We start from the raw sequence: 11253 nt of genomic DNA on the forward strand, positions 1-11253 counted from the left end.
ATCATGAAGCCGACGATTTCACGATAATGTTCAGTGGTCACAGCCTGGGCAATATACACCGCCTTTGACACGATACGATGGTTTTCACGGACTTTGATGTACATGGCATCGACGTACAGAAACTCGTAATCCTGCGCGTGTAAGGCACGATTCTGAAATGCCTCGATTTCCGGATCCAGTCGGTCCATCACGCTGGAAACAAATGATTTGGACACTGATTCCCCACATAAAGTTTCCACGATTTTCGTCACTTTACGGGGCGAAACACCGCTGATGACAGACTCCATCAAAGTCAGGACCAATGACTGGTCCATGCGTTGATAGCGTTCAAACAGTTCCGTCGAAAACTCGCCGGAACGCGTGCGCGGCACTTTCAAAGTGATTCGGCCGACCGGCAGCTTATAGTCTCTTTGATAATAACCATTGCGCATATCCTGACGATCTTCACTGCGTTCACGATTCTTGGCCTGTACAAATTCATCCCGCTCGGCTTCCATATACGCATTAAATACCGCGACGGCCAAGCCTTTGGTCACTGAATTTAAATCACTGCCAAGAATCTCTTCTGTTAATTGGTCCATATCTAAGTTAAAATTTAATTGAGTCATTTCATATCTCTCCTATCAATGTGTGGTGTGGTAACTAACATTGTACTACAGAGGATGATTTGACTCATTTTTTCTTTATTACACAATTATATGGGCACAATCTTCCTTTCACTGTTGAGTATCTGCCATACAGTTTACAGGTGGCTTTATGGTGCGCGATCTATTTACTGACCATATCCGTGCCGGTATTTGTCACGCTTGGATATGCTGATAAGGATAACGCGAAATTCAATATTTTACTGTCAGTGCTGCTTTACTACGTGGTGATCAATGTCCCTGTCGCTTATTTCACTTTTAGATTTCTATAACCATTGAGGGCTGCCGCTGAATTTTATTTTCAGCGGTATTCGTGTGCAGTGCCTGAATGAAGGGAACGAAGGAATTCTGTATTGAAGATGAATGGGAGATTAGGGTATGGATATAAGGAGGGATTGTAGGGAATGTCCGAAGTGTAATGCAGAAGGGTTTGAAAAGAATGAACATTGTCAGGAATGTGGATATGATCTATTGGATGACAGTACAAATGAACCGGAAAGTGACTTTTTTGAAGAGATGTTGTCCTTCTATAAAAGTGCATTCTTATCGCCCTGGAAATCAATCGGCAGACCTTTTCATATGTCGACGGCTATCATCGCAGTTGGATTATTGTTATCAACGTTATCATTGATTTCGGTCCTGCGATTGATGACGGCATTTGATGGGCCTCCGCCGCCTGGTAGTACACCATTGATGCCGATTGTTATAACATTTATAGTGTTTCTCATCATTTTGGCAGTAGTATTTCTTATCTACTATGGTCTTACATATTTGATGAATGTGATTGTTATCAAGGACAGAGAGCATTGGAAGCAGGTGCTCAGTGATTTCTCACTTCTTGCTGTCATTCTGAATACATTGTATATTTTATTTGCTTTATCAGTTGAAATACTTCCTTCCACTATAGGGTTTTTAAGCATATTGATCGGTTTTGTACTGTCCATTTCTGTTCCGGTGTTCGTAGTGTCCAAATATGCGATGAATAATAATTCCAGGGTCAATATAGTTTTACCGATTATCATCTACTACGGAATCGTTCTTACTGTGAATCTTGTTTTTTCTGGCCATTTTTTGACACCTTGTTCAATAATCTATTTTATAGCATCATATTTTTTTTGGAGGTGGTCAGGGCGCTTGTATATGTCATTATATTTTAATTAATCATTGAACTAGAACCTTTATTCATTCTTCAAAATGTCGCAAGTTTTGACAGCTTTAAAACAGGGGATAGAAGGGTACTAATACATATTGAAGGTATTAATAAAAGTCAACTTGCGGGAGGGGTTGCATGGCCCAGGCAATACTTATACTGTTCATTATTTTTTTTCTGTTCCAGATTGGCGCATTTGCGAAGAAAAAAGGCGATATGAAAGATACACATAACTTTAAGTTACAGTGGCCGCTGTACCTCTATATTTTTACTGTCATGATTTCTTTGACTATGATTTTTGCTTTAATATATTTTGCCATTTCATTTTACTCACCAATATTGATTGATAGTAATAAGGGTACGGTCATACAGAACCATGATTTTGCAGAAATGATTTACTACAGTGGCGTTACATTGTTATCAATCGGTTATGGTGATCTGAATCCAATCGGACCGATACGCTATATTGCTGTATTTGAAGGTTTTCTCGGAATTGTTGTACCTTCGGTTATATTTATCAGTGAAATTAGTAAGAGTTATAAAAAGAATTAATGAGATTTTGGTTAAACAGCCGCTGAATTTTATTTTCAGTGGCTGTTTTTATGTATAAAGTTTCTGGGTATAAAGTAGTATACAGAAAATTCTAACAAGAAATAATGTGATAAAAAATAAATACTGAGAAGGGGATGATGGATTTGAAGAAAGAGATAAAAGAACCATCAATCTGGTATTCGATTTTTATAATGGTGATGATTATTGCGATCATCATGTCAGGCATTCTCGTTTTTGAAGCGACGATAGAACTCATGCTGCTGGTTGCATTGATGATGACGATTCCTTTTATTCTATACTTGGGTTATTCCTATAAGCAGTTACAGGAAGCTATGCTGTCGATGATGGCAAAAGCACTCCAGCCTTCCATGATTGTTTTGGTCGTTGGGGCTATGATTGGTGCATGGCTGATATCCGGTACTGTGCCAACGTTGATCTATTATGGTATTCAAACCATTTCGCCAGGGTATTTTTTCGTGACCGCTTTAATTTTCTGTACGATTGTATCCGTGTCCACCGGTACGTCATGGGGGACGATGGGAACGGCGGGTGTTGCTCTGATGGGTATCAGTCACGGATTGGAACTGCCGGCCGGAATGTCTGCAGGTGCGATTATCAGTGGCGCTTACTTTGGTGATAAAATCTCTCCGCTGTCAGACAGTACAAACCTGGCTGCCGCCATAATGGAAACGGAGTTGATGGACCACGTTAAGCATATGCTTTGGACTACGACACCTGCCTATATACTTACAGCGATTGTGTTTTTATTGCTTGGATTGAATTACAGACAGGACAGCGGCAGTCTGTCGAATATCGAAGTGATGACTGAATTTCTTTCAAGCAACTATCATCTTGGATGGATTCCGATGATTCCGGTCATTGTCGTTGTGGCACTGCTCATTATGAGCAAACCGCCGATCACTTCGATTTTCATCGGTGCGGCCATCGGCGGTTTTATAGCGATTTTGTATCAGGGGGCAGGAATTACAGAAACCCTGGATACAATTTATAATGGTTATGTTGTGGATTCTGGAATAGAATCAGTCGATTCCCTGTTGACACAAGGCGGCATCACAAGCATGTTCAACCTGCTGGCACTATTTCTGTTTGCTTTGGGGCTCGGGGGTTTATTGCAGGAATCAGGAATATTAAAGACTTTTTTGGATACATTCTTTAAGAGAGTCAATTCAGTACAGACACTCGTGCCGACATCCATGGTGGCGAGCTACATCGGCACCGCAATACTGGGCACGGCAAGCGCGTCGATCGCCCTGGTGGGAACCATGTTAAAACCCTTATATAAGAAACAGCGGTTAAAACCGCAGAACCTGTCGAGACTGATGGAAGACACCGCCACACAGGGTGCAGTCGCCATCCCGTGGAACGGCAACGCAATATTTGCAGCCGCCGCTTTAGGCGTTGCCCCGCTAACCTTCCTGCCGTTTCTGTTTCTAGCATTCTTTACACCGATATTTACACTGTTGTATGGATTGACAGGGTTTACGATGCTGAAGATGGAAGAGGGGGAAGCTGAAGAAGTTGAAGAAAAATGAAGGTAAATTGATTAAAGTTCATCTGTTACTGGCAGAACCGAGTATTAGATATTCAACTAGAATAGAATAGCTCTGACAGAAATCCCATAACATAAATTTTTAGGCACAGATTATAAGTCTGTGTCTTTCTTTTTATCGTCACTATTATAGTCAACAACCTATCCACATATCCATCACTCCCTAAAAGACATAAGAACTTTATTTCACTACTTGAACTTTTATTAAAAATTTACCCAATTTTAATCTCTACGTGCTATTATGGTGGTCTACAAAGCGAGTTTAAAAATCGAGGTAAAAAAGATGAAAATAAGGCTCATCATTATTATCATATGTATCATTCTGATGCTCATAGTGGTATCTATTATAGAAAGTTTTAATCACAGCAGAACGGACGCGCCGAAACAGGCGGACGCTATCATTATGCTCGGCGGCGGTGATCAGGGCAGGATGCAAAAGGCGGCAGAGCTGTATCACGAGGGATATTCGGACTATGTCATCATCTCGCCCGCGATGGATGAGCATTACGCGCAGTCAAAGCAGTTTGCGCTCGATCTAGGAATTCCGGATGCGGCGATTATCGAAGAAGTAGACGCCACCAGCACATACACGAATGCCACGGAAACGTTGGCGATCATGGAAGAGCGGGGATTTCAAAGTGCATTGGTTGTGACCAGCGATTACCATTTGAAGCGTTCCAAACTGATTCACGACCGTGTGAATGAGAATCAATATGACGGCAAGTTTGAACTGACCTATATCGCTGCACTCAGCGCAGAGGGTGAGCCTTGGGGTGAGCAGGAGTTTGCCAAAAATATTTGGTTCAGAGAATATGTAAAATTGTGGGGCTACCGGTTGGGATTGTATCATTTTATCGATATACCGGATGATACGGATGCGCAATGAGTGTGATCTCAATTTATTTAAGCAGGATAAAGTAGTAAGAAGGGTGTGGACAAAATGTCCCACACCCTTCTTACTTTCTTTCTCATTAAATTATTTCTGAACTGTTAAATACTCGATGATAATTTTACGTAATACTTCCAACTGTATTTCAGGTTCCATGTCCAACTCGATAAAGAAAACTGATTTTTGAACTGTTAATTTCTTTGCGAACGTAGCAAATGTATTGATAAGAGTGATAAGTGAGGCATCAATATCAATATCTTTACGGATGGAACTATCCTTTTTTCCTTCTTCAATAATCGATGCGAAGGTGCTGGATACTTCCTTATAGACTGTCTTGAATCGTTCAGTATCCTCAATAGGTTCTTTTAAACGCGAAGAATACGTATCGAAATCTTCTAAAAACCCAATATGCTCTCCATCTTTATTTTTTAACTCACCGACGAAATGATCCATTAAAACTTCCATCTTCTCCAAGGCAGTTACATCTAGAGCAGCTGCATTCTGAAACACAGTTAATATTTTCTTCAGACCTTGTGTCGCCACAACAACTACAATTTTTTCTTTTTTGGAGAATAGCCGGAACACCGTGGCAACTCCTAAATTGGCTTCGGTTGCTATATCCTGCATCGTTGTATTATCAATTCCTTTTTCTACAAAGAGAATTTTTGCAGCATCAAGAATGGTTTCTTTTCTCATCTCTTTATTTTGTTGACGTTCTGCTTCATACCTATCCGATGGTTTCATAGCGACTTCCCTCATTATGATAATTTATTTAACCTAACGTTATAGAATCCACTGTATTTTGTCAATTACAGTTCTAAATAGACCATTTAATCATATTTAATTGACAGATAATTAATATGGTGATAGTATGACTATCAATATGATGTGTAAACTATCTATCATAGTTTTATAACTGTGATTTTTATTTAATATCATTTGTATGCGCTTACAAAATTAAAGGCAAAGGGGAATGAATTTGATGAGTAAAGAAACAGAATGGAATGAAACCGTTGATGTTGTTGTTTTAGGTTCAGGGGGAGCAGCTCTGACTGCAGCGACAACAGCTCACGACAATGGGGCGGAAGTATTGGTGTTGGAAAAGTCTTCTGAAATTGGTGGGACAACAGCTATGTCTGGTGGTGTGCCTTGGATTCCTTTGAACCATTATATGGATGAAAAAGGAATTGATGATTCAAAAGAAGAAGCATTGAAATTTATCCGTCGCCTGACCAGTGGTAAAGAGCCTAATCCTGAGTTGATTGGAGTTTATTTGGACAAAGGAAAAGAAATGATTAAGTATATGCATGACAATACACCGGTTAAATTTGCGATACCAAAAGCCTACGGTGATTATTACGCAGACCTGCCCGGAGGAAGGGTTGAAGGGAGATCACTGGACCCATTACCATTCGAACTGAATGAATTAGGGGATTTAGCGGATAAAATCAGAAGAAATCCTATTTTTCCGCCGCTTACACTGGAAGAGGGCGGGGCAGATAAAGATTCTATCGATTATTCTCTTATGGCAGAAAGAATGGAGAAAAACATCACAACGATGGGCCGTGCTTTAATTGGTTCACTGGTAAAAGGTTTGCTTGATAGAGAGATAGAAATCAGACTGAACACTGCAGGTATTAAACTGTTTCAAAATGATGAAGGTGAAATCATCGGTGTGCAGGCAGAATCTGATGGAGAAACTGTCAATATAGCCACACGAAATGGCGTTGTTATTGCTACAGGTGGATTCGAGTGGAATAAAGAGCTCGTAAAATCCTTCTTACCAGGGGAACCGACCCATCATCTTTCACCACCTTACAATGAAGGTGATGGTTTAATCATGGCTATGGAAGCAGGGGCAGAACTTGCGAACATGAGTGATGCGTGGTGGTATCCGGCTGCACAGGATCCTTCGATAGAATATGAGGGACGTATATTTAACTTGATCAACAGCCCTAGGAATGCTGCGCACAGTATTATCGTCAATGATCAGGGTAAGAGGTTCGTAAATGAAGGTGCGACATATAAAGATATGCCAAGGAAATTCTTCTCATATGATGAAGTGACACAAACATATCCAAACGAAAGAAACACATGGTTAATTTTTGACAGCCAGTTAAAAGACAATCATTTAGTTGTCACTGTTGCTGCAGATGAGCCTGCTCCGGAATGGATGCACCCATCTGAAAACCTGGAAGAACTCGCTGCGAAAATCGGTGTAGACGTAGAAGGGTTAAAGTCAACAGTTGAAACCTTTAATGGATATGTAGAGAACGGTGAAGATCCTGAATTCCATCGCGGTACGTTATATTTTGAAGGTATGGGTGCTGGTGGGGGATCAGCTGAACTCAACCTCGGTAAAATTGAAAAAGGACCATTTTATGCAATTCCAATCTACTTCGGGACATTAGGTACTGCTGGAGGACCGCGTGTAGATGAAAACGGACAAGTGATCAGTCTTCGTGGCCAGAAAATTCCAGGGCTGTATGCAGCAGGTAATGCGGCAATGTCTATTTTAGGACCATCCTACCCTGGTGCAGGCGCAACAATTGGACCTGGTTTGACTTGGGGATACTTGGCAGGTATTCAAATCGCAAAATCCAAAACGAGTAAAGTAGAAAATTAAAAACGAAAAGAAAAGGGGAATATAAAGATGCCAAATGGCTCACATACAACAAATGTAAAGGTACCTATTGAAGATGTCTGGGATTTTGTCAGCTCCATAAATAACTGGGCGCCACTCGTCCCGGGATATATCAACCATGAACTTATCAATGAAAATGAATCTACCTGGCAGTTTAAAGGTGATCTTGGATTCATGAAGAAAACAGTGAAACTTAAAGTGGATATTACTGAATGGAGGGAGCCGAATCTGGTGACCTTCAACCTGACAGGAATGGGAGAGAACTTCAAAGGTGATGGTTATTTTGAAGCTGAAAAAGTGGATGCTCATTCAACAAATATAACAGGTTATTTGGATATTACAGCAGCCGGTGCAATGGGGCCGATGATCAATACAATTCTAAAAAGCTTTGTCCCGCAAACTGCAGCAGATCTTACAAATGCAATTGCTGATGAAATTAAAGAAACAGAGGGTAAGAGAGTTTAATACTTTTATGGACGTTAAAAGTTATCTACTAATTAAGAAGATAACAAACCGTAAATATATGTTATAAATATAAATGCAGACCCCAGCTATGAATTTAAATTCATAGCTGGGGTCTTATTACATGGGTCAGTCTATTAAAATATTTAGTCTTAAACAAACAACGCCTTAATCTCAAGGTAGTCTTCCACACCGTACAATCCGTTTTCACGGCCTAAGCCTGACTGCTTATAACCGCCGAACGGCGCGTGTGCGGAACGGGCGCCGCCGTTGATGAAGACGTTACCTGTTCTGATCTGCTTGCCGACTTTCAATGCTGATTCGAAGTCCGGTCCTGTGACTGCGCCGGATAGACCATAGTCCACATCGTTCGCTAACTCGATGGCTTCTTCTTCGCTGTCATACGGTACAACGACGAGTACGGGTCCGAAGATTTCTTCCTGTGCGATGGTCATGCTGTTTTTCACATTCGTGAATACTGTCGGTTCGACGTAGTAGCCGGTTCTGTCGACTTTGTTGCCGCCGACTAATACTTCAGCGCCTTCGTCCTTGCCTTTTTGGATATAGTCGAGCACTGTTTTCATCTGGTTTTCATCGACGAGTGGTCCAATGTCGGTTTCATAATCTGTCGGATCGCCGATTTTCACATCTTTATAATATTCTTTGATCTTTTCATTCACTTCGTCCAGCTGTTCCCTTGGAACTAAGAGACGTGTCAGTGCGGAACAGCTCTGACCCTGGTTGTTGATGACGGTTTTAGCCGCCTGGTCGATGGCCTGATCGAGGTCCCCGCCTTTCAAGTAGACGAGCGGTGATTTACCGCCGAGTTCGAGCACTAGTTTCTTGATGTTTACTGCGGCACTTTCATACATTTTCTGTCCGACTGAAGTGGAACCTGTAAATGACACGACTGACACGTCTTCGTGTTTCGTGAGATAGTCACCGAGGTCGCCGCCGCTTCCTGTCACGACGTTGAATACGCCGTCAGGGAGACCCGCTTCATCGACGATTTCAGCGAGCAGCATCGCAGTGAGCGGTGTCAGGCTTGCCGGTTTGATGACGACCGTATTACCTGCAAGAAGTGCCGGCGTCATCTTCCTCTGGATCTGGTTCAGCGGATAGTTCCACGGCGTGATGCATGCAACCACACCGAACCCTTCTTTCTGGATGACTGTGCCGTCTTTCAGTTTCTCTTCAAATTCAAAATCTTTTATATCTTCAAGTGTCGCTTCCATTTCATTGAGTGACAGCGGCACCTGGCCTTCTTCCGAGAACGTCTGCGAGTTGCCGAGTTCACTGACCATGATGTCAGCGAGTTCCTGTTTCTTTGCCTCGATGCCTTCCATTATTTTTCTGACATATTCGGCTCTTTTTTCCGGAGAAGTTTCATTCCATGCCGGGAATGCATTTTTCGCAGCTTCAACCGCATTATCCACATCGCTATGACTGCCTTTCGGAACTTTTGCGATGATTTCCTTCGTCGCAGGGTTTTCAACTTCGCTGAATTCACCGGAATCGGAGTTCTGCCACTTGCCGTTGTAGTAAATTTGATGTTCTTTCACAAAAATCTCCTCCTGAATATATAATAAAAGTTGTCTCATTTTAATAGCGTCTTCTCAATTAGTGTACCCGTTGTCCCTTTTTAAAAAACATGTCCGGCACTGAAACCGATCACTGCCGCAGCGATTCCCGCAGCAACAGAAGTGAGTACATAAATGACAGCGGATTTTACTTCATTTTGGATGGTTAAACGAATCGTTTCGTAGCCGAAAGTGGAGAAGGTCGTATATGCACCGCAAAATCCGACACCACCGAACAGCCACAGCCATTCACTGATATGACCGGATAAATGAAGCTGGGTCAGAAAACCAAGCAGAAATGATCCGGTAATGTTGATCATCCATGTACCTATGGGAACCCTATACCGGTTTTGCATATTACCCAGCATGAATCTTGCTAAGGCACCTAAAGCGCCGCCTGTCCCAATCAGGAAAATCATGCGCTGTCACCCCGTCTATAGATTGGTAAGGCCAGTTTATAACCGGAGTAAGTCATCAATAATCCGAATATGACAGAAGCCGCAACATATATGACTGCCGGTAATAAAAACCCCCGGCCGAATAAAGTCACCGTTTCTACAGTGAATGTGGAGAACGTTGTAAAAGCGCCGATAAATCCGGTACCGATAATCAAGGCATATTCAGATCTGATATTTGTCTTCCGGCTGATATATGTCAGAAGCCAGCCGAGAGCGAAACAGCCGGCCAGATTGACGAAGAGAGTACTAAACGGGAAACCGCCCTCTGTTTGGAACCATTCGCTGAAAGCAAATCTGGAAATGGTGCCAAAGAAACCGCCAATCATCACGAATAAGTATTTCATTGTAATCTCCTTTCTCGCTTCCAAATATTATAACATTTTCATGTTTATTGATTAATTTCAGTATGTATAGGGAATATCATTATAATAGTAGAATCCTTTCGGTTTAACCGATTGAGAAAGGAATGATCAACGATGATTTCGTATAAAGAACTGAACAAGTATCTGGATGATATCGACCTTCCGAAAACGATAGAGGAAGTGCTGTCATATAAACATGAACTACACAGTGATGAATTCAAGTTCATCGACAGTGCGAATAAATTTCTGATGGAACATGAAGACTATGAAACTTATAAAGAAAAAGAAGCCCATTGCCTGGGTACATGCCTGACGGATTTCACTCGTGTCGGCGTCTACTTTTTATTGAAGGATGAGATTGTCACGGTGAATACATCCAATTTGAACAAGGAAGAATTCAAATGGGAAGTCTTCCATTTTCCATTCACTGATATCGATGACCTGGATCTTGTCCTTGTCGAGGGCATGGACGAATATGATTATGAAGCGGGTGTACTATATCTGAAAGTGACGGACGAGCGGGACAATCCGCGGACGCATGTCATCCGCAACGTCAATCCGAGACATTTCTACTGCTTCGAGACATTCTACAACAATATTAAACAAAGCAAAAATATTTGGCTCTACGTCAAATCAGGTTGATGGGCATTGAGATCCTTGAGTCTAGCTCGCTTTATGCGAGCTAGACTCTTTTTTTATTTGTGGTCGGTATAACCGGGTCATTAATAATATACGATCTCTGAAATGCGCAAAGTTACGATAGCCAAAAGCCACGCGTTTTAATGTTTTGATACTGTTATTGATGCCTTCCAGCGGGCCATTTGTGAGTGTTGGATAGGCCAGTGTGTTCTGGATATACGGACTGTACTTTTTAAACGTACGCAACACCCTGCGCATCCCCGAGGACAGTGGGTGTTCCGATGATGTGTGAATCAAGTGGTT

General features: G+C 41.8%; 14 protein-coding genes. 8 read left to right on the forward strand and 6 right to left on the reverse strand.

Going from position 1 to position 11253, the window contains the following annotated elements; genetic code table 11:
- A partial coding sequence (locus tag BO48_RS16315) for an IS256 family transposase (protein WP_496369120.1) occupies positions 1 to 608 on the reverse strand: 608 nt, incomplete at its 3' end.
- Between the two features lie 140 nt (positions 609 to 748).
- On the opposite strand from BO48_RS16315, the gene BO48_RS16320 reads away from it, so the two are divergent.
- From BO48_RS16320 to BO48_RS16340, 5 genes are all read left to right on the forward strand, one after another.
- A complete protein-coding gene (locus tag BO48_RS16320; RefSeq protein WP_496369122.1) occupies positions 749 to 916 on the forward strand; it encodes a hypothetical protein in 168 nt (55 codons plus the stop codon).
- A 106-nt stretch (positions 917 to 1022) separates the two neighbouring features.
- Positions 1023 to 1805 carry a hypothetical protein gene (locus BO48_RS16325; RefSeq protein WP_496369124.1) on the forward strand — a complete coding sequence of 261 codons (783 nt, stop codon included), beginning with the start codon at positions 1023 to 1025 and terminating at the stop codon, positions 1803 to 1805.
- A 127-nt stretch (positions 1806 to 1932) separates the two neighbouring features.
- A complete protein-coding gene (locus BO48_RS16330; protein WP_496369126.1) occupies positions 1933 to 2346 on the forward strand; it encodes an ion channel in 414 nt (137 codons plus the stop codon).
- 143 nt (positions 2347 to 2489) lie between these two features.
- Positions 2490 to 3899, forward strand: coding sequence for a Na+/H+ antiporter NhaC (gene nhaC, locus BO48_RS16335; RefSeq protein WP_496369128.1), 1410 nt, complete (start codon positions 2490 to 2492; stop codon positions 3897 to 3899).
- 300 nt (positions 3900 to 4199) lie between these two features.
- Positions 4200 to 4802: a YdcF family protein gene (locus BO48_RS16340; RefSeq protein WP_496369130.1), complete on the forward strand. Its 603-nt coding sequence runs from the start codon at positions 4200 to 4202 to the stop codon at positions 4800 to 4802.
- A 90-nt stretch (positions 4803 to 4892) separates the two neighbouring features.
- Here BO48_RS16340 and BO48_RS16345 read toward each other — a convergent pair whose 3' ends face one another.
- Positions 4893 to 5549, reverse strand: coding sequence for a TetR/AcrR family transcriptional regulator (locus BO48_RS16345; protein WP_496369132.1), 657 nt, complete (start codon positions 5547 to 5549; stop codon positions 4893 to 4895).
- A gap of 238 nt (positions 5550 to 5787) precedes the next feature.
- Here BO48_RS16345 and BO48_RS16350 point away from each other — a divergent pair, with 238 nt between their 5' ends.
- Both BO48_RS16350 and BO48_RS16355 read left to right on the forward strand, forming a co-directional pair.
- A complete protein-coding gene (locus BO48_RS16350; protein ID WP_496369134.1) occupies positions 5788 to 7431 on the forward strand; it encodes an FAD-binding protein in 1644 nt (547 codons plus the stop codon).
- A 27-nt stretch (positions 7432 to 7458) separates the two neighbouring features.
- Positions 7459 to 7914, forward strand: a complete 456-nt coding sequence (locus tag BO48_RS16355) for an SRPBCC family protein (RefSeq protein ID WP_496369136.1) — start codon at positions 7459 to 7461, stop codon at positions 7912 to 7914.
- Between the two features lie 149 nt (positions 7915 to 8063).
- Here BO48_RS16355 and BO48_RS16360 read toward each other — a convergent pair whose 3' ends face one another.
- The 3 genes from BO48_RS16360 to crcB (BO48_RS16370) all read right to left on the reverse strand — a co-directional run bounded on the left by BO48_RS16360 (position 8064) and on the right by crcB (BO48_RS16370) (position 10293).
- On the reverse strand, positions 8064 to 9473 hold the full coding sequence (locus BO48_RS16360) for an aldehyde dehydrogenase family protein (RefSeq protein WP_496369138.1): 1410 nt from the start codon (positions 9471 to 9473) through the stop codon (positions 8064 to 8066).
- Positions 9474 to 9553: 80 nt separating this feature from the next.
- Positions 9554 to 9910 (reverse strand): fluoride efflux transporter CrcB, encoded by a 357-nt coding sequence (gene crcB, locus BO48_RS16365; protein ID WP_496369140.1) that lies wholly within the window; start codon positions 9908 to 9910, stop codon positions 9554 to 9556.
- Positions 9907 to 10293 (reverse strand): fluoride efflux transporter CrcB, encoded by a 387-nt coding sequence (gene crcB / locus BO48_RS16370; protein WP_496369142.1) that lies wholly within the window; start codon positions 10291 to 10293, stop codon positions 9907 to 9909. The genes crcB (BO48_RS16365) and crcB (BO48_RS16370) overlap by 4 nt, the downstream gene beginning before the upstream one ends.
- Positions 10294 to 10425: 132 nt before the next feature.
- On the opposite strand from crcB (BO48_RS16370), the gene BO48_RS16375 reads away from it, so the two are divergent.
- A complete protein-coding gene (locus BO48_RS16375) occupies positions 10426 to 10953 on the forward strand; it encodes a hypothetical protein (RefSeq protein ID WP_496369144.1) in 528 nt (175 codons plus the stop codon).
- A gap of 21 nt (positions 10954 to 10974) precedes the next feature.
- On the opposite strand, the gene BO48_RS16380 is transcribed toward BO48_RS16375, so the two are convergent.
- A partial coding sequence (locus BO48_RS16380) for a transposase (RefSeq protein ID WP_496368619.1) occupies positions 10975 to 11253 on the reverse strand: 279 nt, incomplete at its 5' end.

This window comes from Lacicoccus kunmingensis DSM 17847, from assembly GCF_059568765.1.

Coding starts and splice junctions, on each gene's coding strand:
- BO48_RS16375 (WP_496369144.1), top strand. CDS start 10,426: ATGATTTCGTATAAAGAACTGAACAAGTATCTGGATGATATCGACCTT.
- crcB (WP_496369140.1), bottom strand. CDS start 9,910: ATGATTTTCCTGATTGGGACAGGCGGCGCTTTAGGTGCCTTAGCAAGA.
- crcB (WP_496369142.1), bottom strand. CDS start 10,293: ATGAAATACTTATTCGTGATGATTGGCGGTTTCTTTGGCACCATTTCC.
- BO48_RS16325 (WP_496369124.1), top strand. CDS start 1,023: ATGGATATAAGGAGGGATTGTAGGGAATGTCCGAAGTGTAATGCAGAA.
- BO48_RS16350 (WP_496369134.1), top strand. CDS start 5,788: ATGAGTAAAGAAACAGAATGGAATGAAACCGTTGATGTTGTTGTTTTA.
- BO48_RS16330 (WP_496369126.1), top strand. CDS start 1,933: ATGGCCCAGGCAATACTTATACTGTTCATTATTTTTTTTCTGTTCCAG.
- BO48_RS16355 (WP_496369136.1), top strand. CDS start 7,459: ATGCCAAATGGCTCACATACAACAAATGTAAAGGTACCTATTGAAGAT.
- BO48_RS16340 (WP_496369130.1), top strand. CDS start 4,200: ATGAAAATAAGGCTCATCATTATTATCATATGTATCATTCTGATGCTC.
- BO48_RS16345 (WP_496369132.1), bottom strand. CDS start 5,549: ATGAAACCATCGGATAGGTATGAAGCAGAACGTCAACAAAATAAAGAG.